We start from the raw sequence: 22,913 nt of genomic DNA on the forward strand, positions 1-22,913 counted from the left end.
GATTATGACCAAACTCATCTACAGTGTGTTGTTGTGCCACTTTATCGCTGCGTTTGCCGCGTTAGGTATGCCGCTATTTCTACCCGTCGTGTTGCCAACGTTAGGCGCAAGCATTGATGCGGACTGGGCAGGGGTATTGTTTATCCTACCTACGTTTTGTACTGCGTTGGCGGCGCGATTTTGGGGCAACTTTGCCGATCGCTACGGTCGCCGCCTCTCACTCTTGCGTGCGCAACTTGGCCTTGCAGCAGGGTTTGCGCTGTGCGGCTTGGCAGACAACCTCGCCATGTTTGTGTTTGGTCTTATTGTTCAAGGAACCTTTGGCGGCACCATGGCCGCCTCGAACAGCTACTTATCTAGTCAAATTAAAGAAGCCAAAACACTCGGCAAGTCACTCAATAAAACCCAACTATCTGCTCGCTTGGCGCTGATCGTTGCGCCCATTGGGCTCGGCTGGAGCTTGTCAGAGACCAACCCGCTCAACGCGTACCTGTGGTTATGCGTTTTGCCTTTAATTGCTATGGGCATCACGCTAACACTGCCAGCGGATAAACCCGCCGACCAAAACCTCGAAAAGCCAAACTCAGAACCTCAGCAAGAAAAACCGGTTGCACAGAAAAACGCAATGCATGCCATTCGTTGGATCTTCTTTGCTCAATTCGGGTTTGCGTTTTCTATGGTGGTGACCTTTCCTTACTTCTCGCCGTTTGTACAGCAATATGGCATCACTAACCACGCATGGATCGGTTTTTTGTACGCACTGCCGCATGGCGTCTATCTGTTGCTGGCAGGAAAAATTCACGTGTTGTCAGATGGGTTGAATCGCCATCAACCGCTGCGCACGTTGTGGCTTGGGTTTGCATTGCTTGCCGTGAGCTCTGCCTTGCATTTGATTGCGTCCGAAACCGCACTCATTGCTGCGAGAATTATCTTCGGCATCGCGATGGTGTGTTGTTATCACGGATTGCATCAGCATCTTGCGAGCAATCTGGATCGCAAACTCAGTGGCAAAGTATTTTCTCGCTTTGATGCCATGTCCAAATGGGGTGGCGTGGCAGCGGGATTTTGCGCTTCTTTCATTTCTAGCTTGGGGCTACTTGAGGTTCCTTTCCTACTTTCTGCGATAGTCAGCGTAATCACCTTGATCGCGCTGGTTCTCCACTCAAAATTTGGAAATCAACATGTTACAAACTCAATCCTCTCAGACTAGCGAGTTGCGCGCACATGAGGTGCAGCTCAACCGTGAGAAAGCCCAACTCAACACGATAATGGGTGTTCTTAATTGTTACTTACGTGAATTTGCGCTACCGAATCAACAAGTGGAATGGCACTACCAATCGACATCGCTACCCCAAACGTTAAAACGCAACTATTCCGCCAAGCAGCGGGTAGCCGTTCATCTTTCTCAACAAAATGGCGTGCTGGTTTTGCCGATTCACTACGCGAGCAAACTGGGCAAAATCAAATTGGCAGAACTGCCGTGGGCGAAAATGCCGGGATCTGGTTGGGCGAAATTGGATGCCACGCAAACTCTTACGCTTTTGCTTAACTATCTCAAGCAGGTGTTGGCGATCCCGTTCAACCATGAGCTGATCGAACAACTGGAAAATAGCGTGCTGGTTACCGAGCAGTTTCTCAACGTCGCGCCCAAATCGCATCACAACGAGTTTATCGCTTCGGAACAGTCTCTGATTTGGGGGCATACTTTCCATCCGACCCCGAAAAGTCGTTCGGGCGTCACCATGGATGATCTCTTGGCGTTTTCTCCAGAAGTCGGCGCGCAAGTCCCGTTGTACTGGTTTGAAGTGGATACATCGTTACTTGATGTGCTGAGTTCCGACGGAGAAGCTAACCCTGCGCAACGCATGCTACAACAGCTCGCGCCACAACACACCACCAGCAATGGGAAGACCCTCTACCCTTGCCATCCTTGGGAAAGCTACACCATTTTGAGCAACCCAAGCGTGAAGCGTGCCATTGAACAAGGCAAGATCACGCCACTGGGTTTAGGTGGTGAAAAGATGCAGCCGACCTCTTCAGTTCGTACCCTCTACCACCCAGATATGGATTGGTTTGCGAAATTCTCCATCAACGTACGATTAACCAATTGCGTGCGAAAAAACGCGTGGTACGAACTCGACAGCGCCGTGCAGCTCACGTCGATTCTCAAACCAATTCGAGAAAACGAACAGCTGCACAACCCCGTATTTAAAGTGATGACAGAGCCTTACGCCACCACATTGAATCTAGAAAGTGTCGCTGAGCGTAATTGGGACGCCAACACCAAAGCGCGCGAATCGTTTGGGATTTTGTATCGCGAAAATTTCTCGCTGAGCGAAGTCGATATCTTAAAACCAACCCTCGCTGGCGCTCTGTTTGCTTACGACAAAAACGGCAACAGTTGCATTGCTCAACGCCTTAAAAACAAAGCGCGTACTACGCAAAATCGCTATTCCGACATCGCGACACTGTGGTTTGAGCGCTATTTGCATTGCCTAATTCCGGGCGTGTTTAATTACTACTTCAAACACGGGGTGGCGTTTGAGCCGCATTTGCAAAACACCTTGATTGGCTTTGAGCAAGAGATGCCGTGTTGTGTTTGGATTCGTGATTTGGAAGGCACTAAATTACTGCCAGAGTTCTGGCCAGCAGAAACATTAACTGATTTGTCTGAACGCGCGCGACAATCGGTTTACTACAGTCGCGAACAAGGCTGGAATCGCATCGGATACTGCACCTTTATCAACAACATCAGCGAAGCGATTTTCTTCATCGCAGAAGGTGATGAGCCACTAGAGCAAACGCTGTGGAATGCGGTGCAAAGTGCCATTGTGCATTGGCAATCAGTGAATGGAAAACAACCGGAACTAGAAACGTTGCTAAATGGCGGTCACTTCCCAAGCAAAAATAATTTCACCACGCGTTTGATGCAAAAAGCCGATAAGGAGTCGGGCTATACCCAAGTCGCCGCGCCTTGGCAGCAACACGAAAAAGGATCGCAACATGTCTAATTCACTCTCTCTACCGACACGCGTTTGCCAACAAGTTCACACGCTCGCACAGCAGCAAAGTCAACCCTTGTGCGCGTACGTGTATGACCTAAGCGCCTTAGAAGAACACATCAAACAACTGCGTCACGTTTTGCCGAAAAATGTCGAGCTATTTTACGCAGCTAAAGCCAATCCATCGGGCCCGATTCTCAAAACGCTCGCGCCGTATGTCGATGGTTTTGAAGCGGCATCTGGCGGGGAGTTGGCACACCTCCACCAGCAACAACTCGATAAACCATTGATCTTCGGTGGCCCAGGAAAAATGCCAAGTGAATTGCAACAAGCGATTGAACTTGATGTCGATGCGATTCACGTCGAAAGCCTCACTGAGCTGCAACGCATTGGTGCGCTAACCGAGCGCCTCAACCGCCCTGCTTCGATCTTTTTGCGTATGAACATCGATATTGGCGACATCACGCTCAGCAAGTTGGCAATGGGCGGCAAGCCGACTCCGTTTGGCTTGGACGAGTCCGAACTGAGCAATGCTTTGATGTTGCTGCGCGATTTCCCGCAAGTGTCACTCAAAGGCTTCCATTTTCACTTGATGTCGCATCAGCTTGATGTTGAACGCCACTTAGCGTTAATGCAGCGCTATTTCCAAGTCGTGAAGGCGTGGCAGCAGGAGTTCGAACTCGGTGAGCTGATGATCAACTTGGGCGGCGGCATGGGCATCAACTACCAAAACCCTGAGCAACACTTTCCGTGGATGGAGTTTTGCGACAAGTTGGAATTCCTCATCGCTAAAGAGCAAGTGCAAGATTGGACACTGCGTTTTGAATGCGGACGTTTCATCACGGCGGCATGCGGTTATTACGTGATGGAAGTACTGGATATTAAGCAAAATCTTGGCGAAAACTTTGTCATCGCGCACGGGGGAACTCACCACTTCCGCACGCCAGCGGCACAGAGCCATGATCATCCATTCGTCATCCTGAAAAGCGAGCAACACCATGAGGTTTCTCATCCAATTCAGCATGCACAAGCGACCTTTGTCGGCCAGCTTTGTACGCCCAAAGATGTGCTGGCACGCAATCAACACGTCGCCCACGTCGATATTGGTGATTACGTTGTGTTTACCTTAGCGGGCGCGTATGCGTGGAACATCTCCCATCAAAACTTCTTGATGCATGAACCGCCGATCTTCCACTATTTTTAAACGGCATACTTCGCTTCATTCAAGCCCCAATCATTGGGGCTTTTTTATTCCACTCGGCACAAATTCATTGCCATTAACCGCTTTGCGAAATAGCAATAATGCGTTTTATCAGCTCGTCGGGTTCCATCTTGGGATTACGGTAAAAACGGAAGATTTCCGAGTTTATCGCTTGCTGAGCAACCGGATTGACCGCCATCGAATCAATCATACTCGGCACAGCGAGGTTGTGTTTAACGCCGTAGTGAAAGTCTTGATATGACTGGACCTGACACGGATTAAAATCGCTGATGTCAATATCGGTGCGTACCGGAATCGAACCTTTTACCTTATTGAACTTGGCTTGAAACTCGACGTCTGCCAGCGCGCTTGCGGTTTGCAGAGCCGCCTCGGCAGAAAACGACTTGCTCGACATAAACACCAAGCTGTCCATGTTGTAGAGGAATACACCATCGCTGTCCGGCGTTGGGTAACAGCCGATCTCTTGCGGAACTGAGACTTGATTGGCGAGCAGCTCACCCAAAATCCAATCTCCACCGATTTGAAACAGCGCATGACCGTCGGCTAGCGCTTGGGTCGCCGTATCCCACTTACTGTCAGGTAATTGGTTGTCGATCAACAAACTCAGGCGGCGAAATTGCGCCAGCGCTTGGCGCAGAGTTTCGCTGTCGATGCTGTCTCGCTCAAGTTTAACCATCGCATTGGTGTAGAACTCAACACCGCCTGTGGAGATCACTAAGTTCTCGAAAAGTTGGGCGACTTGCCACGGCTGCTCGCCGACCGCGATCGGCACGATGCCATTTTGCTTAGCAAGCTCCATGGCGGCGAACATCTCTTGCCAGTTGTTCGGCGCGGACAGATTCAGTTGTTTAAGCAGCTTGTGGTTGACCCACAACCAGTTCAAACGGTGCAGCGTAAGTGGCAGGGCGATATAGCCGTTTTGTGTTTTATTGATTTCGATAGACAGCGGGTAGAGCACCTCGTCCCAGCGCTGCTCATCCGCTACCGCGTTGACGTTGTGCAAAATACCGATGGCATCCCACGCTTTAATACTTGGCCCTTCGATTTGCGCGAAGCTCGGTGGATTGCCCGCCAGCGCGCGAGCTTGCAGTACCGTCATCGCGCTGTCGCCACCACCGCCTAACACCGGGCTTTGCAGCAGCTCAATATCGTGCCGTTTTAGCTGAGCTTTAAGTGTTTGCAGCGCTTGCTGCTCGCCGTCAGAAGTCCACCAATGTAAAAACTCTACCCCTTGTGGCGACTCAGCGCGAGCGACGCAAGGGGCGAGCAACAGTGGGAACAAGAATGCCAGTTTGTTCATAGTCAGTCTCTCGGGAAAGTCAGTGTGGCGCAGAGGCCGCCAAACTGAGAATGGCTCAGCAACAAGTTGCCACCATGAGCCTTTGCAATGCTCTGTGAAATGGTTAACCCCAGCCCACTGCCTTCTTTATCGTTGCTAGCGCGGAAGTATGGCTGGCAGAGCTTTTCAAGTAATAAATCGTCAACACCATCACCGTGATCTTCAATTTCAATCTGGATCGACTCTGGGCTTTCACTCAGCGTAATGTCCGCTTGATGGCCGTATTTGAGCGCGTTATCGACCAGATTCTGAATGCAGCGCTTAATCGCTAACGGTTTACCAGCAAAGTGGGTGCGGATTTCACCGTGGATGCGAATTGTGTCCGGCGCATCGGCGATATTGGCGGAAATGTGCTGAATCAGTTGGGTGAAATTGATCGGCTCGATTTCCTCGTGGATATCGGTCTCTTTAATGCATTGCAATGCGCCTTTGACCATCAAATCTAGGTCGTTACTCAGGCGGATAAAGCGTTCTCGGTCGGCTTCGTCATCCAGCATTTCCGCCCGTAGTTTTAGGCAAGCAATCGGCGTTTTCAGATCGTGTGAAATGGCACTGAACAGCATCTCGCGGTCTTTAATGTGGCTGTCGATGCGTCGGTTCATTTTGTTAAACGCACGTACCGCCGCTTTCAGTTCGTTACTGCCGCGCTCAGAGACTTCGGGCACGTCTAATCGGCTCGACATCAGGGTTGCGGCTTTTGCCAGCTCTCGAATGGGTTGAATTTCTTTACGAACGATAAACCAGGTACACAGCAACAGCATTAGCGCGGACAGTAATAGCGTGAGCCATTGGCGCAGCTCAAAATAGTTAGTCTCTAGGTTGATGTAAGGCGCGGGTAGCACCGCCGCGAGATAAAACCATTCGTTCTGTGCGACTTCGACCTGCATCACCAGAATAGGCGGATTGAGGTCACCAAACGAAAGCGAATAATGCGCCCACAATAACGGCAGTTCGTCGATAGGTAGCTCGTTGTTGAACACTTTGAGTTTGTCGCGCTGGGTGAACTCCACCTCGATATTAGGAATGCCGCTCAGCTCGCTTTCTAATACCTCGCGAACTTGGTTGATGACCAACGTTTTGCGCTCACTCTCTGGCAGTGGGTCGACGTCAATCTGGTGATTGTTGAGTGAGACGAAAAAGCGCGTACCCCCCATGTTGCGTAGTTGATTGAGCACCAAGTGGCGATATTCCGAAGGGAGGGTTTGAAAGAAGGCGATGGTAGAAGAAGCACTCAGTGCTAAGCTTTTGACTGTGGTGGTCAGGCCTTCTTTGTCGCGTTCGCTGGCGTGTTGATACCAGATAATCCCGGATAATACCTGCGCCAAAATGATCACCAGCAACAGGAACACACTGGTACGAACGACCAGTGATCCCGTCCAGCGTTTAATTCTCATAATGTACATCCGTGGTCAGCATGTAGCCTTTGTTGCGCACCGTTAGGATCAGCGAACGGTCTTTATCTTCAAGGTGATGACGCAAGCGGCTGATCTGCACGTCAATGCCGCGTTCAAACGGGTCGGCATCGCGTCCCCAGATCTCGCGCGCAATGTCATCGCGAGACAATATTGATTGCGCGTGGTTGACGAACAAACCGAGCAGCGACAAATCCGCGCCACTCAGTTGCTTAACCTCGCGGCTAGCAACGTGGGTCAGTTGCCGGGTTACGGTATCTAATAACCAATCGTCAAAACGCACTTTACGCGTCAGTTTGCTATTGGCGGTCGATTGGCTGCGTCTCAAAATCGTTTTGATGCGCGCGAGCAGTTCTCGCGGGCTGAATGATTTGGTGATGTAGTCATCGGCGCCCATTTCTAGCCCTGCGACTCGGTCGGCTTCTTCAGTGACGGCGGTCAGCATGATGATCGGGATATCGGAGTTTTTGCGCAGTTTCTGGCACAGGGTAAAGCCGTCTTCACCGGGCATCATAATATCGAGGATGATCAAATCAGGATGGTGATCGTTGAGCAGTTGCCACATCACGCCGCCGTTTTCCGCGCAAAGCACTTCAAACCCAGCGCGACCAAGGTAATCCGACAACGCTTCGCGAAGGTCGAGGTTGTCATCGACGACCAGTATCTGCTTGTTTTCCATCCTACTTTCCCTGTGTCCGTCCCTGTGCCTGCCCCTGAGTTTGGCGCTGGCCAATATGATGCATTCTTAAACGCCCATGCACAATCGAGCCGATTACAATTTTCACTTCTCGGTGTAAGAGATTTGTAAGCGGCCACTTACAAACTGATTGCCTTTTGTAACCTTAGGCGCCGCCTTGCTCGCTATGATCATCCTGACTTTACGTGAAACAACATGACCTGAAGGAATCAGGTCCTACAACACTGGCATTCGTCAGGAGGAAACCATGTTTGCAAGTATATTTGGACAACTACAAAAAATAGGGCGGTCGTTGATGCTGCCTGTGGCGGTGTTACCAGTGGCCGGCTTGATGCTGGGTATTGGTAACGCGGGCTTTGCGTTTATTCCAGACGCGGTCAACAAAGTGATGCTCGCCGCCGGTGAGGGCGTGTTCGGCAACATGCAGTTGATGTTTGCGGTCGGTGTAGCGCTCGGGTTATCAAAAGGCAATGACGGTGCCGCGGCGCTCGCAGGCTTAGTTGGCCTAATTATTATGAACGCATCGCTCGGTATCGTGACAGGCTTGCGTGGCTTAGAAACTGACGCCACCATCATGGGCGTTGAGACGCTGCAAACCGGGGTGTTTGGCGGCATCTTTATCGGTGCGGTCGCGGCAATCATGTACAACCGCTTCTACAACATCAAACTGCCGGAATATTTGGGCTTCTTCGCGGGTAAGCGATTTGTGCCCATTGTGACCGGTTTATCGGCGATCGTCGTTGGTGCGATTCTCGCGTTTGCATGGCCACCTGTCGGACAACTTCTTGATGCATTCTCTCATTGGGCAGCATACCAAAACCCTGTACTCGCGTGGGCGGTATACGGCGCGGGCGAACGTTCACTACTCCCGGTTGGTTTGCACCACATCTGGAATGCGCCGTTCTTCTTTGAAGTCGGCAGCTACGTAGACCCAGAAACCGGCAAAGAGTTTACCGGTGAGCTCACTCGCTTCTTCGCGGGCGATAAAACCGCAGGTTATCTGTCTGGTGGCTTTATGTACTCCATGTGGGCGCTACCAGCAGCGGCACTGGCGATTTACCACTGCGCGTCTCCTGAGCGTAAGAAAATCGTCGGCGGTTTGATGATGTCTGCGGCGTTGACCTCTTGGTTAACCGGTATCACAGAGCCAATCGAATTTACCTTCCTATTCGTCGCGCCAGTGCTGTACGTGATCCATATTTTCCTAACTGGTATTGCATTTGCGATCACCGCATTTTTGGAAATCAAACACAGTACTGACTTTGCGCACGGCGCGATCCAGTTCTTCCTTTACTACCCAATGTCGAGCAATGCGTGGATGTTCATCATCATCGGTCCAATCTGGGCGACGCTGTACTATGGCTTGTTCCGCTTCCTAATTGTGAAGTTGGATCTGAAAACGCCAGGTCGTGAAACCGACATTGCAGAAGTGAAGATTGCCGGACAACCTGATGAAATTGCGGTGGATGTAGTAGCAGCATTGGGCGGCAAAGCCAACATCAAGTCAGTCGATGCGTGTATCACTCGTCTACGTGTCTCGGTGAAAGACATCGCTAACGTTGATGTTGCTAAGCTAAAAGCACTTGGCGCGCGAGATGTGTTAGTGATTGGCGACAGTTTACAAGCGATTTTCGGCACGCAGTCTGACTCAATTAAGTCAGAAGTGCACAGCGTACTCGCCACCTCCTGATCTTACCTCCCCCAATCTAGGTAAGATTTGCCAACCTCCTTGTGAGGTTGGCTTTTTCGTTTTCGGAGTAAAAAAAGCGAAGCCAATAACCAGCCCTACTTCGCCGCCGCGTTGGTTAAATTGCCCAGCACGCCGTTGATTTTGTTCAATACCTCGTCGCAGCCTTCAATATGATGGCGCTGTTTTAAATACATCGGATCGTTGTAAGCTAACCACGTTTTGCCTTCAGCATCTTCATACACCAACACTTTTTGGGGTAAATCGAGCGCCACCTCCTGCGCACAGATCATCAGTGGCGTGCCCACTTTAGGGTTCCCAAACACGATAACTTCGGTTGGTCGCAACGTCATATCGACTTTCGTGGCATTCTCTTGATGGTTAATGCGCGCAAAGACGTTCAACCCTTTTTCTTGCGCGATAGCGACAAATTTATCCGCCGTATCTTTTGCTGAATGCGTGCTCGCAACGGTTACCACACCCTCACCAGCCAACGCACTCAATGACGTCAACGCCACGACCAACCCGATGATTACTTTTTTCATTTGTCGTCCCTTCCTCTCTCTGAGTCGAAAACTAGATATAGAAAAACCAAGTGTAGGAAAACTATAGAAGTCAGATTCCGCTATCGCGAATTGCACTCTACCCACTCAAGAGTCGACCGTGTAACACGGATTAATTGATTCAGATTAATAAAGCGTTAACTAGCTGAGCATCAAAAGCGTGAAATACGTAACATTTGCAGCCTATTTTAGTAAGAAAGAGAAAAATAGTGACACGCGATCAATTTGAGTTATTAGCACCCGGTGGTGATTTAGATTCCATCAAAGCCGCCATTGCCGCTGGCGCCGATGCAATTTACTGTGGGCTCGACCGCTTCAATGCTCGTAACCGAGCGACCAACCTCACCTTAGATAACTTAAATGGCGTGTTAACGTTGGCCCATCAGCACAGCTGTAAGATTTTCCTAACGTTGAATGTGCTGATTTTAGAAAGTGAAATTCCAGCGATTGTTCGCTTACTCAGCCAACTGAACACCACCAAAATCGACGGCGTGATCGTGCAAGATCTCGGTCTGGCCTACATTCTCAAACATCACTTTCCCGATTTGGATGTGCACGCTTCAACGCAACTAAACACGCATAACGAAGGCCAGATCCTCTTTCTCAACCAGCTCACCGCAAGCCGAGTAAACTTATCTCGCGAACTTAACATCGATGAAATAAAACATCTGGCGCAATTTGGTCGCGAGCACAACGTAATGATGGAAGTGTTTGTCCACGGCTCATACTGCATCGGATTCTCCGGAATTTGCTATATCAGTTCCGCTCGCAATGGTGCATCAGGTAACCGTGGACGCTGCAGCCAACCTTGTCGCGAACAGTACGAAACGACCAAAACGGGCAACAACTACCCACTCAATATGAAAGACAACTCCGCCTTTGGGGACTTGAAAGCGCTTGCCGATGCTGGCGTGTATTCATTAAAAGTGGAAGGACGAATCAAGAAATCACACTACGTCTATACCGTGGTCGATAATTGGCGTCAGCAAATCGATCGCTTGTGCGAGGGTTTGGAACTCGCTGAAGACACCACCGAGTTATACACGGTATTCAACCGCGATTTCTCCAACGCATTTTTGCAAGGTGATTTCGGCAAGGCGATGTACATCGACAACCCGCGCGACCACGCTGTAAAGCATTTTTCGAAGGTTTATCAATGCCAGTCTGCTGATGATGTGCAAGCGGTGAAAAAGAAACTCTACGACGACAAAACCGCGATCATTGAGAAAGTGGCAGAGCAAACCAAGTCGTTCGATATCACTTCAACACAAGTATCCGGCAGCAGCTTGAAAGGGTCGATTGATGTGCCAACTCTGCCAGCGTTACCTCAACCAGAACCTCGCCAAGGTGCGCCAAAATTATCGGTTCTGATCTCGTCAGCACAAGAAGCCATGCTGTGCGAATACCAAGACATTGATGTTTACTATCAATTGCCAATGGGATTGTCTGGTGAACTGAGCGCGATGATTGAGTTGTTCCAAGCCAACCCAATGCTCAAACCTTGGTTCCCTGCCATTTTGATTGGCGAAGACTACCAAGCAGTTCGTGTATTTTTGGAAACCATCCAACCTGAATTGTTGATCACCAACAACTCAGGCGTCGGCATGATCGCAAAAGAACTCGGCTTAGGCTGGGTGGCAGGCCCACAAATGAACACGGTGAACTCATACGCGTTTAAATGCCTTCAAGACGAGTTCGCGGCAAGTGGCGCGTTTGTTTCTAACGAGCTGAATATGAAGCAGATGCGTCACATAAAGCGTCCGAAAAACATGCGCAGCTTCTACAGCATTTATCATCCAAATACCCTACTCACGAGCCGCCAATGTTTGTTCCAACAAACCGAAGGATGCCGTAAGGTGAAGGTCAACAAAGGTTGTTTGAAACACTGTGATAAACGCACGTCTATCATCAACTTAAAAGACAATCCTTACGTGGTGCAAAAACAGAAAGGCAGCCACAATTCAATCTACAGCGAGCACAACGTATTGAACCTGCAAGTGCTGCACGATCTGCCGCAATTGTTTACCGATGTGTTGATCGATCTGCGTGATATCCAAACCGAAACGAAAGTCTCAGCAAGCAAACCTGAGTTGATTGACGCGTTCTTAGCTCTACTTGAAGAACACAGCGAACAAACCGTCCAAACGCTGAATGCCATGATTCAACCAACAGCCAACGCGCAGTATTTAAAGGGGTTGTAGGAGTTACTTGAAAGTTAAACAACGCATCGACTCTCAACATATCTTGAACACACACAGTGCACTGACTACAATAGCGCACTTTTTACGGAATTTAGGTCACACAAAATGACAGACACAGCTAAACCAGCTCTACCAGATCGCCTAGCAGGTAACCCACGTAGCCCATTCTTCATCAAAGAATGCTTCGAGCACCAAATCGGTATTCGTATCAACGGTCAAGAACGTACTGACGTAGAAGAATACTGCATCAGCGAAGGTTGGGTAAAAATTGCTTCTCCTAAAGCAAAAGACCGTTTCGGTAACCCAATGCTAATCAAGCTTAAAGGCGAAGTTGAAGCGTACTACGTGTAAGCTGACCACGCTGAATATCTTTGAAAGCTCGAGTTTGACTCGGGCTTTTTTAATGCCTGTCATATCCCTTCCTCATTTAATCTCTTCCCTCTTCTTTTCAGTACAAGTTATTAAGAAATCGATGTAAATCGCTATTTTTATCTGATTGTTGTCTAAAGTTTCTAAAGAACGAACTGCAATAGCGATTGCCAAAAGAAACGACACCTTTTTAATACAGGGAGAGGAAATGGAAAGCCCACTTGTCACACTCAAACACGCCAGCAAAAGCTTTGTTGATGGTAAAGAGACACATCGCGTGTTGGAAGGCGTCGACTTTACGTTGAACACAGGAGCGAGTGTTGCGTTGACGGGCGCAAGTGGCAGCGGCAAAAGTACCTTACTCAATGTCATCGCTGGCTTTGAGCCACTTTCCGAAGGTGAGTTGTGGTTAGATGGTGATAACACGGCGGCTTGGAAAGACCCGCAATGGAGCCGATTTCGACACCAAAAACTCGGTGTTATCTTCCAGCAATTCAATCTATTAACGCCGCTCAACGTGCAGCAAAACATCGCCTTCCCTCTGCATTTGAATCAACAAAAATGGAACGACTGGTGCGATTATTTGGTCGAGACTCTAGGCATCAGCCAACTGCTCGACAGGCATGTTTCAGCCCTTTCCGGCGGTCAACAGCAACGAGTCGCTATCGCACGTGCTTTAGCACACAAACCTAAACTGCTACTTGCTGATGAACCCACAGGTAACCTCGACCAAAAAGCAGGCTTGGAAGTGATGAAACTGCTCAGTGAAATCACCACCCAGGGCAATACGGCGGTGCTATTGGTAACACACAGCCATGAATGCGCTGAATTTATGAAAGCACGGCTGCGATTGGATAACAGTCAGCTACAGAACAGTCATCAAGTAAACAAACATGAGCTTCGCCATGAAGCAAGCTAAGCTATCAACCACCAGATTCACGCATACTCGACTCGCCCTGGATCTGTTTGCGGCACATTATCGACAAGCACCACTGCAAGCCGCCGCGATTCTGATCGGTATCGTGTTGGCTGTGACCTTATTTGTTGCGGTGCAAGCCATCAACCTCAATGCCAAACGAAGTTATGCGGAATCTACCGAGCAGCTTAGCGCACAAGCTCAGAACTTAATTATTCCACCAGCAGGGCAAAACTATCTGCCCGAGTCTCTTTATTTCACCCTTAGACAAAACGGGCTCAGTGCAGCACTACCTGTAATCGAAGGGCGAGTGAGAGACGAACAAGGTCGTCGTTGGTCAGTACAAGGTAGCGAGTTAATTGCTGCCATCTCTTCACGTTCGCGCTACTCAACGGATAACAAGCAAAAGTCATCAGATAACCAACAGAACGTGTCTTTGTTCGACAGTGCTTTGCCTCTACCTGAGCTTTTAGCTGGCAAGCCAATCGTGATGATGAGCCAATCTCAACATCAAAACTTAGGAGAGGTAGAAACCCTAACTCTGGACGACATTCCAACCCAAGTGGTGGTGTTGCCTGACGAATGGCAGTTAGGTAGCCGAATGTTGATGGACATTGGCTTTGCCCAGCAACTGCTCAATAAAAAAGGGCAGCTCAGTTACATTGCGGTTTTCCATTCGGGTGATAAAGGGAATAAAGACACGCAAGCAAATTGGCAAAGCATCATTGGCGAGCAAGGACAATGGATTTCCAATAATCAAAGCACAGACCTTGGCTCACTGACCGACAGCTTTCACCTCAATCTCACCGCAATGAGCTTACTCGCGTTTTTAGTCGGGCTGTTCATTGCTTACAACGGCGTTAAGTACAGCTTGCTTAAACGCAATCGGCTGTTAGTGCAGATTCAACAGGCGGGCGTTGCGCCGAGCATTGTGCTCTCTGCGCTGTTAGTTGAACTCACTGTTCTCGTTACCATCGGCGCTTCCCTCGGTTTTGTATTGGGCATGCAGCTTAGCCATTGGCTACATCCGACCGTGGCACTGACTCTAGAACAACTTTATGGCGCGACACTTCTGCCCGGAACTTGGCAGTGGCAATGGTGGGCGCAAGCGCTGCTGCTCACGTTAACCGCAACCCTGTTGGCGTGTTGGCAGCACTTTAAACAGCGAGTGCGCCAACCGCTTTCCTCTCATGGCGGGTTTTATCAAGCGCCTGAAGCCTCTAACGAAAACCAATTGTTCGTGATAGGTGCTGCGTTGACGACTCTCGCACTCGCAGGGTTATGGCTGAGTGAGCATCACCGCTTCACCATGGCGTGGCTCGGCGTGCTTGTAGTGTCGATTCCTTTGTACCTACCCAAAACACTCAGCGTCTTAGCCAATTGGTGTGAGAAGCGCACCAATTCCGGTTTGATGCAGTATCTGTTTGCTGAGCTGCGTGAGCTGATTTCTCCGCTTTCTCTCGCCATGATGGCACTGCTACTCGCCGTTACTGCCAATATGGGGATGAACAAGCTAGTTGGTAGCTTTGAATCCACCCTAAAGCAGTGGTTAGAACAAAGGTTACACGCCGATATTTACGTCAGCCCTGCGCAAGGGGAAATCGCAGATGTAGAGCGCGCATTAGGACAGTTTGACAATGTTGAGACCGTCTACAAGCAATACTACGTCGACGATAACCTGCAAGGCTTACCGATTTTGCTTGGCACCAAAGACAAAGACACCTTAGAGCAAACAATGGTGTTCAAATCGCGTTTGGAGAACTTCTGGTCACGCTTTTACCAAGGTGAGTTGGTCGCTATCAGTGAACCAACCGCGGTCAAACTGGGTTTATCTCTGGGTAGCGAGCTCACGCTTGATGCCGTTCCAAATAAGAACCTCCTTGTGGGTGCGGTATTCCATGATTACGGCTCACCTAACGGTGAAGTCTTATTAGCACCAAAGTTATGGCAAGAGAGTGGCTTTACCGACCTGCCAACAAGCCTTGGCATTAAAGTCTCAGGGGACCCACAAATCGTCTACGAGCAACTGCGCGAGCAATTGAATCTGCATCCGAGTCAACTCTACGACCAGGCGCAAATCAAATCCATCGCGTTGGATATTTTCTCGCAGACCTTCGCCATTACACGCGCACTCAACGGCGTGACGTTGATGGTCGCGGTGATTGGTTTGTTCAGTGCTTGTTTTATGTTGCTCGACGCGCGCAAAGCCGCCATTGCAAGGCTGTATGCACTTGGCGTCAGCCGTCGTAAATTAATGACCATGGTGGTCGGGCAGATCGTCGCTTTAGTCAGTTTTACTCTGGTTGTCGCCCTGCCCCTCGGAGCCATGGTGGGTTATGTGCTGACAGACATCGTCACCTTACGCGCTTTTGGTTGGAGCTTAAATTATCTGTGGAATTGGAGTGACGCCCTCAGTATTGCGGCGATCACCATCTTGGTGGCGGTGATTGCAACCTTGATTCCGCTGTGGCGATTGGTCAGCAAGCCTGTCGTATCCAGTTTGCAAAGCGAGGTGTTGTGATGGTTCGATTAGCAAGCACACTTACTCTATTCATGAGCAGTCTGTTCCTGTTCGGTTGTGAAGATCCCCAACAACAAAATATGGGCACTTTGCTGGGCAGTGGAGATATGCAAAGCGAGAGCAACCTATTCACACCCGTAGAAAAAGGGGTTGAACTCACCTTTCCTACCGATCATCAAGCACACCCGGATTTTCGTCATGAATGGTGGTACTTAACCGCTAACTTAATCGATGCAAACGGCAACCCACTTGGCGTCCAGTGGACACAATTTCGCTTTGCTGCTGCGCCGCCAAAGGACGAAGATGACGTGAAGAAAACCGAGTGGCAAGCTCAACAAATCTACATGGCGCACAGCGCAGTCACGACCGCGGACAAACACTACGCCGATGAAAAATGGTCGCGCGATCAAACATCCCTCGCTGGCGTCGACACTTCACCATTTCGAGTTTATCTCGATGATTGGCAGTGGACCTCTTCAACCAACGACCTCTTCCCTGCAACATTGAAGGCGAACTCCGAACAGTTTGGCTATGCGCTGACCCTTACCAGCAGCGCACCTTATCAAAAGCAAGGCGAGCAAGGGTACAGCACCAAAAGCGCCGATGGTCAGGTGGCTTCGTATTACTACAGCCAACCGTTTATTGATGTCTCCGGTGAAGTCACGATCGACGGCAAAACCCATCAAGTATCCGGCAAAGGCTGGATAGACCGAGAGTGGAGCTCGCAATTCTTACTCGACTCACAACAAGGCTGGGACTGGTTTGCCTTAAGATTGAGTGGCGAAACCAGCTTGGTGGTGTTCCAATTGCGTGATTCCAAAACTGGAGCAGCCAGCTACTCCAGCGCAAGGCTGATGCAGCAAGATGGTTCCGGCCTTGCTATCCCACAAAAAGACATTCAGTTAGAGGCAACCAAGCAAACCGAAATCCAAGGGCGAAAGTATCCAACCGAGTGGCAAGTGTCGATTCCTAACCAGCAAATCGAACTTATGGTTTCTGCACTCAACCCGAATGCGAAAATGCCACTTTCTGTGCCTTATTGGGAAGGTCCAGTGCGTATTGATGGCTCTCATTCCGGGACTGGTTACATGGAGCTAACAGGGTATTGAAATATTGCGCGGGAGCCCCAATTATTCTACTAGAACAAATACTGGCAACCAAGTCATACACTGATTGAAAGGAAATATGATGAACCCAATTATCGCCTTGCTGAAAGAGAACAACATCAGCGATGAGCAAATCAACGAGATTTTTCAGACTCTGACGCAAAACCCTCTAGCGGCAATGGCAACAATCAGCCAACTAGGTTTGCCACAAGACAAGCTACAAATGCTGATGGCGCAAGTGATGCAAAACCCTGCGCTAATCAAAGAAGCCGTAGACGAGTTGGGATTGGATTTCTCAAAGGTTGAAGAAGCAAAAGAGAAGCTTCAAAGCCAAAACCAAGGCAACTAAGTCTTAGCCATTTAGCGCTGAATATAGAAAAGGCCGTTAACCCGAGCATGTGGGTTAACGGCCTTTTTTGTTCGCTACGTTGTTGTTAGCTACTTTTTTGTCGGCTAATTATTAGCGATTTAAAGACGCGAATTGCTCTGCGGTCATACCGTAGTAGAGCTTGTCGTCAAAGCCTTGCTCTAGTTTATAGTAGTCTTTCTGACGGCCTTCTTGAGTAAAACCATTTTTCTCTAACGTCTTGTAAGAACCAGCATTAGAAGCGTAGCAATCGGCACTGACTTTATGGGCGTTTAACTCAGTAAATCCAATCTCGGTCATCATTTGGCAAGCGCGAGTCGCGACGCCTTTGCCCCATGCGCAAGTAGGTAACTGATAACCCACTTCGTAGTTGCCAGTTAAGAACATCACTGCGGTCACCGCACACATTCCCATGTACTGACCTTGCTGGTCACGAATCACGAACGTTGGGCTATCTGACCAAACACCGTCTTTAATCGCTTGTGCCGTATTTTCAATAATAGGGCCAAAGAAGCCTTCATACAGGTTGTTATCAGCAGGTGCGAAGAACAGATACTGATTGACCTTATCGTCGTTCAGCATCTCGATAATATCTTGTAGATCAGAGCCTTGAATCAGTTGGATAGTCAACGATTCATTAAATGGAATGGCTTCGCCTTGTTTTAGTTTTTGATATGACATGTGTTACCTCGTTATCTGCTGAAAATAGTAGCCCAGCGGATAAGAGAAAAATTGGATTTTTGCGACAACTTTCGGGCTGATTAGCAATGTATTACGACTCAAAATCGCCATAGATATCGATGGTTAAGTCACGTTTTTTCAGGTATTTGCTCGGTGTTTTTCTTAGCTGATGTTTGAGGGTACGAATCAAATGCGATTGGTCACTGAAACCAAATTGTTGTGAGAAACTCGCCCAATCAATCGCTTCTTGTTGCTTGTAGAGAGTCAAAATCATCTGCTCCAGACGCGCCATTTGTTGATACTGCTTAACGCTCAACCCCACCACTTGTTTGAAACTGCGCTCAAGCGTTCTGCGAGAACAGGCGCACTGTTTGGCTATCTCATCAATATCCATCGCTAACTCAGGTGAACGTAGCGCTTGAGCGTCCATCACGGATACCGCTTTTTGTGACGCCAAAAACGGTTTGGTACGGCAAGGTTCGATATCTAACGCATCTAAATGTTGTTTGATGTAGTTCAGCAAACATTGCGATGAACCTTGCAACTCTAACTGCCATAAGCCTTGTTGAAAGCGCTCATCAAACGCCGCGTTAAGCCAATCAAACCATTCGCATTGGTTAATTGCAGCTACTTGGGATACATCACTAAACCGTGACTCAATGGCATACAAACCCTCTGGGCGAAAAGTGATGCCGATACGCTTGATGGGCGCCCTATCTTCCAACAACAGCAAGTGTTCGTTAGCCGTTAATAAGTGACAGCCTTTGCCAGCAAGCTTTGTGTCTCCCGTGTCGTAGCTGTAGCCTTGCTCTGGTGGCGTAAAGAGTAAATGAGCACGCGGGTTTGGAATAAGGTGCGGCTTGGGGTCAATGACTTCACCCTCTGGCACTTCCAAGTACCAAATTTGATGAATGAGCCATTCGTACTCTGGCAGAGACTGCTTCCAAGCTATCATGATTGTCCTAGCGGTTAGTTAAGATAATAAGCGCAACATTTTTGCTTAAACACCTGTTCGTTGAGTGTGACTGATTGACGCTCATCTCGCCACGCATTTCTCACCCAGTTCCCTTGCAAGCTTGTTGGATTGCGGTAGGCTTTGAGCAGAGAAAACAAGCTGAACAGAACAAGGAAATCCCCCGATGCGCGTCGACTACCACCAACGACTGGTTCCTGTGATTCGTTATTTAGAACAACACTTTAATGAACCACTCAACCTGCCAGAAGTGGCCGCGCTGGCGAACCTTTCCCCTTATCACTTTCATCGCACCTTCAAAGCCGTGCAAGGCGAGACATTAGCCGATTTCATTCGACGTTTGCGTCTAGAAGCCGCCGCCGATGACTTATTCAAATCCAAGCAACCGGTATTGAACATTGCCCTAGAGTACGGATTTTCTAGCTCACAGAGCTTAGCCAAAGCCTTCAAACAACATTATGGCGTTACACCGACGGCCTTTCGTGACTGCGAAAACTACCAGCAGTTTTCTGAATTAGCACGAAACAGCAAGATTGGACACACGTTGCGCAAGAATGGAAACGTAGTAACACCAAGCGATTCATATACTGGCTCTGAACTCACCAAATGGAGCATGACAATGGAAACGCAAAACTTTGAAAAAGCAAAACTGGCTTACATTCGCGTAAACGGCCCTTACGGCCAAGGCTATGAGGAGCCATCAGGTCGCTTGTATCAATGGGCAGGAATGAAAGGTTTGGCAGGCAATACCTGCATCTTCATCTACCATGACAACCCAGAAATCACGCCAGACGAGAAGTGCCGTACTGATATCTGCTTGATGGTGCCAGAAGATACCGAAGTTCCGAAAGGCATTGAGCTGCAAGACTTCCCCGGCGGTCAATATGCCGTGATGCGCCAGCACATTACTGACCCGAGCCAATACTCAAAAGCGTGGGATGATGTCATGAGCAAAGTGATTGAATCCGGTATTGAGAACGACGACCGTCCTTGCTTTGAGCTTTACCACAGCTTCGACCCACAAACGCACCATGCAGACGTTAGCTTCTGCACTGCCATCAAATAAACCAAAAGCCTGCATCGTTGCAGGCTTTTTCATTTCTTACTCTGGTTGCTTAAATCCGTTCTTCCAAACGCTGTTTATCTTTTAATCCAATGACTTAGAACACAAACGAATACCTCAGTATTTTCGTGATCCTACTTCGCGTTTTGACCACGCGCGTTCATTCGCTCGGCTGAGTTGGGATTCATTTCACAGATTATTCATGAAGCGAACCTAGACTGAAAAAATTCCATCGACCCCGTTCGACCTACAACACTAAGCACAATAAAAACTAGGTACTACAGCACCTCTAGGACATTCCATGAAGAAGAACTTACTTGCTATTGCTCTTGGTAGCGTAATTGCGCTGACTGCTGCCCCATACTCTATCGCGGCTAACGATGCTGCCGTTCAATCTTCCGCCGACTACTCACAGATCGTCACCAAACGTCAGGTTGTCGACCAACTGCTGAATGACGCGGTACAAGCATTCAAATCCCCTGCGCGTATTTCGCATGCGGGTTTTACCGCCAAAATGCCGAGCAACATGGAGATTGTTACCGACCGCTTACTAGAAGCATACAAACTCGAGCCGTACCGTACTGACCTACTGATTTCTGCAGCAAACGCGCAGATCTACAACAAGAATGCAGACCGCGCGATTGAACTGTTTGAACAAGCCCTTTCTGTTGCGCCAGACGATGTGGATTTGCACGCCTACTTAGCAGTGTGGCAACGCTTTGAGGGCAACCAAGCGGAATCAGCGAAACACATGGCTACGCTCACTAAGCTCAATGCAGGTAAAGCCGCAGACATCCAACGCATCTTCGACACCGTAGACCGCGTACTTGCCACGCCACTGAAAGAGAAAGCCGACAAAGGCAAACTGGATGACAAAGGCGCAATCGTCACATTGGGATACGCACTGAACCCAGATGGTTCAATGCATCAAATCTTGGTTGAGCGTTTGGAAACCACGCTAGCCATGGCAAAAGCAAACCCAGACGCGTTGATCGTATTGACGGGTGGTGTACCGAAGAACCACAAAACCGAAGGCAAGTTAATGGCGGATTGGCTGATTGAAAAAGGCATCAGCAAAGATCGCATCATTGAAGAAAACTACGCCACCAGCACGGTAGGTAACGCCCTATTCAGCAGCTACGCATTGGCGCGTCATAACATCAAGCACGCAACCATCATAAGCTCAGCGAGCCATGTGCGCCGTGGTCAAACCTTGTTTGAAATCGCAAGCTGGCAAACTGGCCCGCAAGACATCACTTTTGACACAGTGAGCTACCCAGACAAACCACTTAAAGACTTAGCCAAAGCCAGCGATGGCGAACTGCTTGGTATCTACCGCGATGCTCTGCGTACTTACGGCATGTGGAGCTACCGCTCTTACCCGCTAGAGTCGCGTTAATACACTAGAGCCAGAAAGCAAAAGAGACCGCGTTAATGCGGTCTCTCATAGAATCATTTGAACATGATGCAATGGTCAATCAATGCGTTTTGTAGGTTTTGTTTATCACTCAGAATCACTAGAGCATAGATAGTATTTTTGTCACCAATTCGGTAAAGCAGCTTGAATCCATCAAAGCTAAATTGCCGGATGTCGTAAACACCGATTGTTGTCAGTTCATAACAAGGGGGATAGATAGACGGGTTATTCAAAACGTTGTGTTCAAACCTCTGCTGAACCGCAATTAATCTATCAATCACATCGTTGCGAGCGCTCCAGTTCGATAAATAGTTAATACTCTGAATAGCCGTATTTTCAAAGGTTTGTGTATAGAGAACTTTTGCTTCCATGCTCGTATCAAACTCAATCTTTGAGTGCTGCTAACGTGCTCTTCATATCTTCTGATGACTTTACACGTTCATTCGCAACATCATTTTGAGCAAAGCTAACAAACTTCATTAAAGCAATGGCTTCATCACGCTTCTGACGTTCTTCATAAGACTCAACGACATAAATAGGCTTACCATTTTGCGTAATCGTCATTGGTTCATCCAGTTCAAGCTTCGCAGCATTCTTTTTTAAATAACTTACCGTTTCAGTGCTCATCACATGACTCCTATCGGCAACCTCGCTGGTGTAACAACAAGCGAACCCAGCCGAGCTATACTGCAGGTTTGACCGAAATATTTGAATCAATAGAAAGTGCTAATCACATTCTATTTTTCGTTTAGATTTTGACCTAATCTTGCCAACTATACCTGTGCATTTCGAACAAACCAAATTAAGTTTAAATTTAGACTTCTACTTCAAATATAGAAAAAGCCTGCGTATTTGCAGGCTTTCTTGTCTTTGTGCAGTGATAAGAACCGCTTAAATTGCTTCGCCGTTTACCGTTACTGCCACATCAATGTTGCCACGAACTGCGTTTGAATATGGGCAAACTTGGTGTGCAATGCGCGTTAGCTCTAGCGCTTGTTCTTGTGGCATGTCTAGCTCTACCGCTAGGCTCACTGTTAGTGCAAAGCCACCGTTATCGTTAGGACCGATGCCTACTTCCGCGGTTACGGGTGCGCTTTTCAGGTTTACTTTACCTTCACGCGCTACGTGAAGAATCGCGTTAGAAAAACACGCTGAATAGCCCGCTGCAAAAAGCTGTTCTGGGTTAGTTGCTGCGCCTGTGCCACCCATTTCCTTCGGGTATGACAGCTCTAGATCGAGAAGACCGTCATCTGTTTTTACTTGACCATTACGACCAGCCAAAGCAGTAGCTTGAGTTTTGTATAGAGTAGTCATGCGAGTGTCCTTCTTAATTTAAGTTGTGCACAATTTAATTGCTTGCAATCTTATATCGAAGTA

At 48.7% G+C, this 22,913-nt stretch carries 21 protein-coding genes; 12 read left to right on the forward strand and 9 right to left on the reverse strand.

Annotation, left to right across the window (positions count from 1 at the left end):
- Positions 1-4: 4 nt before the first annotated feature.
- The 3 genes from R7044_RS12530 to R7044_RS12540 are packed head-to-tail and all read left to right on the forward strand — an operon-like array spanning position 5 to position 4,206.
- Positions 5-1,210 carry an MFS transporter gene (locus tag R7044_RS12530; protein ID WP_005374702.1) on the forward strand — a complete coding sequence of 402 codons (1,206 nt, stop codon included), beginning with the start codon at positions 5-7 and terminating at the stop codon, positions 1,208-1,210.
- On the forward strand, positions 1,182-3,011 hold the full coding sequence (locus tag R7044_RS12535) for an IucA/IucC family protein (RefSeq protein WP_206970567.1): 1,830 nt from the start codon (positions 1,182-1,184) through the stop codon (positions 3,009-3,011). Before R7044_RS12530 ends, R7044_RS12535 begins: the two co-directional genes overlap by 29 nt.
- Positions 3,004-4,206 carry a type III PLP-dependent enzyme gene (locus R7044_RS12540; RefSeq protein ID WP_206970566.1) on the forward strand — a complete coding sequence of 401 codons (1,203 nt, stop codon included), beginning with the start codon at positions 3,004-3,006 and terminating at the stop codon, positions 4,204-4,206. Before R7044_RS12535 ends, R7044_RS12540 begins: the two co-directional genes overlap by 8 nt.
- 73 nt (positions 4,207-4,279) lie before the next feature.
- Here the strand turns inward: R7044_RS12540 and R7044_RS12545 are convergent, their stop codons facing one another.
- Genes R7044_RS12545 through R7044_RS12555 form a run of 3 tightly spaced genes read right to left on the reverse strand, consistent with a single transcriptional unit; the run spans position 4,280 to position 7,654 of the window.
- The gene (locus R7044_RS12545) at positions 4,280-5,524 is read right to left on the reverse strand and encodes an ABC transporter substrate-binding protein (protein ID WP_206970565.1); all 1,245 of its coding nucleotides are present in this window, start codon (positions 5,522-5,524) and stop codon (positions 4,280-4,282) included.
- Positions 5,525-5,526: 2 nt separating this feature from the next.
- The gene (locus R7044_RS12550) at positions 5,527-6,957 is read right to left on the reverse strand and encodes an ATP-binding protein (protein WP_206970564.1); all 1,431 of its coding nucleotides are present in this window, start codon (positions 6,955-6,957) and stop codon (positions 5,527-5,529) included.
- Positions 6,947-7,654, reverse strand: coding sequence for a response regulator (locus tag R7044_RS12555; protein WP_005383484.1), 708 nt, complete (start codon positions 7,652-7,654; stop codon positions 6,947-6,949). Before R7044_RS12555 ends, R7044_RS12550 begins: the two co-directional genes overlap by 11 nt.
- 265 nt (positions 7,655-7,919) lie before the next feature.
- On the opposite strand from R7044_RS12555, the gene ptsG reads away from it, so the two are divergent.
- On the forward strand, positions 7,920-9,362 hold the full coding sequence (gene ptsG, locus R7044_RS12560) for a glucose-specific PTS transporter subunit IIBC (protein WP_017447155.1): 1,443 nt from the start codon (positions 7,920-7,922) through the stop codon (positions 9,360-9,362).
- A gap of 95 nt (positions 9,363-9,457) precedes the next feature.
- On the opposite strand, the gene R7044_RS12565 is transcribed toward ptsG, so the two are convergent.
- Entirely contained in the window at positions 9,458-9,904 is a 447-nt protein-coding gene (locus tag R7044_RS12565) for a DUF302 domain-containing protein (protein WP_042772558.1), read from the reverse strand.
- A gap of 227 nt (positions 9,905-10,131) precedes the next feature.
- Here R7044_RS12565 and R7044_RS12570 point away from each other — a divergent pair, with 227 nt between their 5' ends.
- The 6 genes from R7044_RS12570 to R7044_RS12595 all read left to right on the forward strand — a co-directional run bounded on the left by R7044_RS12570 (position 10,132) and on the right by R7044_RS12595 (position 17,384).
- Entirely contained in the window at positions 10,132-12,123 is a 1,992-nt protein-coding gene (locus tag R7044_RS12570) for a U32 family peptidase (protein WP_225455613.1), read from the forward strand.
- Positions 12,124-12,228: 105 nt separating this feature from the next.
- On the forward strand, positions 12,229-12,474 hold the full coding sequence (locus R7044_RS12575) for a DUF3297 family protein (RefSeq protein WP_005374689.1): 246 nt from the start codon (positions 12,229-12,231) through the stop codon (positions 12,472-12,474).
- 226 nt (positions 12,475-12,700) lie between these two features.
- Positions 12,701-13,411, forward strand: coding sequence for an ABC transporter ATP-binding protein (locus tag R7044_RS12580; protein WP_047102441.1), 711 nt, complete (start codon positions 12,701-12,703; stop codon positions 13,409-13,411).
- The gene (locus tag R7044_RS12585) at positions 13,398-15,929 is read left to right on the forward strand and encodes an ABC transporter permease (RefSeq protein ID WP_062730887.1); all 2,532 of its coding nucleotides are present in this window, start codon (positions 13,398-13,400) and stop codon (positions 15,927-15,929) included. The genes R7044_RS12580 and R7044_RS12585 overlap by 14 nt, the downstream gene beginning before the upstream one ends.
- Positions 15,929-17,038: a lipocalin-like domain-containing protein gene (locus tag R7044_RS12590; RefSeq protein ID WP_047102443.1), complete on the forward strand. Its 1,110-nt coding sequence runs from the start codon at positions 15,929-15,931 to the stop codon at positions 17,036-17,038. Before R7044_RS12585 ends, R7044_RS12590 begins: the two co-directional genes overlap by 1 nt.
- 79 nt (positions 17,039-17,117) lie before the next feature.
- Complete coding sequence (locus tag R7044_RS12595) at positions 17,118-17,384, forward strand: DUF2999 family protein (RefSeq protein WP_004746427.1); 267 nt, start codon at positions 17,118-17,120, stop codon at positions 17,382-17,384.
- Between the two features lie 111 nt (positions 17,385-17,495).
- Here the strand turns inward: R7044_RS12595 and R7044_RS12600 are convergent, their stop codons facing one another.
- Positions 17,496-18,083, reverse strand: a complete 588-nt coding sequence (locus R7044_RS12600; protein ID WP_017820080.1) for a GNAT family N-acetyltransferase — start codon at positions 18,081-18,083, stop codon at positions 17,496-17,498.
- Positions 18,084-18,174: 91 nt separating this feature from the next.
- On the reverse strand, positions 18,175-19,038 hold the full coding sequence (locus R7044_RS12605) for a helix-turn-helix domain-containing protein (protein ID WP_225455614.1): 864 nt from the start codon (positions 19,036-19,038) through the stop codon (positions 18,175-18,177).
- Between the two features lie 184 nt (positions 19,039-19,222).
- Here R7044_RS12605 and R7044_RS12610 point away from each other — a divergent pair, with 184 nt between their 5' ends.
- Together R7044_RS12610 and R7044_RS12615 are read left to right on the forward strand one after the other, a co-directional pair.
- A complete protein-coding gene (locus tag R7044_RS12610; protein ID WP_225455615.1) occupies positions 19,223-20,122 on the forward strand; it encodes a GyrI-like domain-containing protein in 900 nt (299 codons plus the stop codon).
- Positions 20,123-20,420: 298 nt separating this feature from the next.
- The gene (locus R7044_RS12615; RefSeq protein WP_005374642.1) at positions 20,421-21,518 is read left to right on the forward strand and encodes a YdcF family protein; all 1,098 of its coding nucleotides are present in this window, start codon (positions 20,421-20,423) and stop codon (positions 21,516-21,518) included.
- Positions 21,519-21,571: 53 nt separating this feature from the next.
- Here R7044_RS12615 and R7044_RS12620 read toward each other — a convergent pair whose 3' ends face one another.
- The 3 genes from R7044_RS12620 to R7044_RS12630 all read right to left on the reverse strand — a co-directional run bounded on the left by R7044_RS12620 (position 21,572) and on the right by R7044_RS12630 (position 22,850).
- Complete coding sequence (locus R7044_RS12620; RefSeq protein ID WP_020195558.1) at positions 21,572-21,907, reverse strand: type II toxin-antitoxin system RelE/ParE family toxin; 336 nt, start codon at positions 21,905-21,907, stop codon at positions 21,572-21,574.
- A 13-nt stretch (positions 21,908-21,920) separates the two neighbouring features.
- A complete protein-coding gene (locus tag R7044_RS12625) occupies positions 21,921-22,163 on the reverse strand; it encodes a type II toxin-antitoxin system Phd/YefM family antitoxin (RefSeq protein ID WP_005383516.1) in 243 nt (80 codons plus the stop codon).
- 264 nt (positions 22,164-22,427) lie between these two features.
- The gene (locus tag R7044_RS12630) at positions 22,428-22,850 is read right to left on the reverse strand and encodes an organic hydroperoxide resistance protein (RefSeq protein WP_005374640.1); all 423 of its coding nucleotides are present in this window, start codon (positions 22,848-22,850) and stop codon (positions 22,428-22,430) included.
- Between the last annotated feature and the right edge of the window lie 63 nt (positions 22,851-22,913).

The organism is Vibrio sp. 1402, assembly GCF_033340275.1.

Excerpts from the sequence above, each read along its gene's own strand:
- R7044_RS12530 (WP_005374702.1), top strand. The coding sequence starts at position 5 with ATGACCAAACTCATCTACAGTGTGTTGTTGTGCCACTTTATCGCTGCG.
- R7044_RS12535 (WP_206970567.1), top strand. The coding sequence starts at position 1,182 with ATGTTACAAACTCAATCCTCTCAGACTAGCGAGTTGCGCGCACATGAG.
- R7044_RS12540 (WP_206970566.1), top strand. The coding sequence starts at position 3,004 with ATGTCTAATTCACTCTCTCTACCGACACGCGTTTGCCAACAAGTTCAC.
- R7044_RS12545 (WP_206970565.1), bottom strand. The coding sequence starts at position 5,524 with ATGAACAAACTGGCATTCTTGTTCCCACTGTTGCTCGCCCCTTGCGTC.
- R7044_RS12550 (WP_206970564.1), bottom strand. The coding sequence starts at position 6,957 with ATGAGAATTAAACGCTGGACGGGATCACTGGTCGTTCGTACCAGTGTG.
- R7044_RS12555 (WP_005383484.1), bottom strand. The coding sequence starts at position 7,654 with ATGGAAAACAAGCAGATACTGGTCGTCGATGACAACCTCGACCTTCGC.
- ptsG (WP_017447155.1), top strand. The coding sequence starts at position 7,920 with ATGTTTGCAAGTATATTTGGACAACTACAAAAAATAGGGCGGTCGTTG.
- R7044_RS12565 (WP_042772558.1), bottom strand. The coding sequence starts at position 9,904 with ATGAAAAAAGTAATCATCGGGTTGGTCGTGGCGTTGACGTCATTGAGT.
- R7044_RS12575 (WP_005374689.1), top strand. The coding sequence starts at position 12,229 with ATGACAGACACAGCTAAACCAGCTCTACCAGATCGCCTAGCAGGTAAC.
- R7044_RS12580 (WP_047102441.1), top strand. The coding sequence starts at position 12,701 with ATGGAAAGCCCACTTGTCACACTCAAACACGCCAGCAAAAGCTTTGTT.
- R7044_RS12585 (WP_062730887.1), top strand. The coding sequence starts at position 13,398 with ATGAAGCAAGCTAAGCTATCAACCACCAGATTCACGCATACTCGACTC.
- R7044_RS12590 (WP_047102443.1), top strand. The coding sequence starts at position 15,929 with ATGGTTCGATTAGCAAGCACACTTACTCTATTCATGAGCAGTCTGTTC.
- R7044_RS12595 (WP_004746427.1), top strand. The coding sequence starts at position 17,118 with ATGAACCCAATTATCGCCTTGCTGAAAGAGAACAACATCAGCGATGAG.
- R7044_RS12600 (WP_017820080.1), bottom strand. The coding sequence starts at position 18,083 with ATGTCATATCAAAAACTAAAACAAGGCGAAGCCATTCCATTTAATGAA.
- R7044_RS12605 (WP_225455614.1), bottom strand. The coding sequence starts at position 19,038 with ATGATAGCTTGGAAGCAGTCTCTGCCAGAGTACGAATGGCTCATTCAT.
- R7044_RS12610 (WP_225455615.1), top strand. The coding sequence starts at position 19,223 with ATGCGCGTCGACTACCACCAACGACTGGTTCCTGTGATTCGTTATTTA.
- R7044_RS12615 (WP_005374642.1), top strand. The coding sequence starts at position 20,421 with ATGAAGAAGAACTTACTTGCTATTGCTCTTGGTAGCGTAATTGCGCTG.
- R7044_RS12620 (WP_020195558.1), bottom strand. The coding sequence starts at position 21,907 with ATGGAAGCAAAAGTTCTCTATACACAAACCTTTGAAAATACGGCTATT.
- R7044_RS12625 (WP_005383516.1), bottom strand. The coding sequence starts at position 22,163 with ATGAGCACTGAAACGGTAAGTTATTTAAAAAAGAATGCTGCGAAGCTT.
- R7044_RS12630 (WP_005374640.1), bottom strand. The coding sequence starts at position 22,850 with ATGACTACTCTATACAAAACTCAAGCTACTGCTTTGGCTGGTCGTAAT.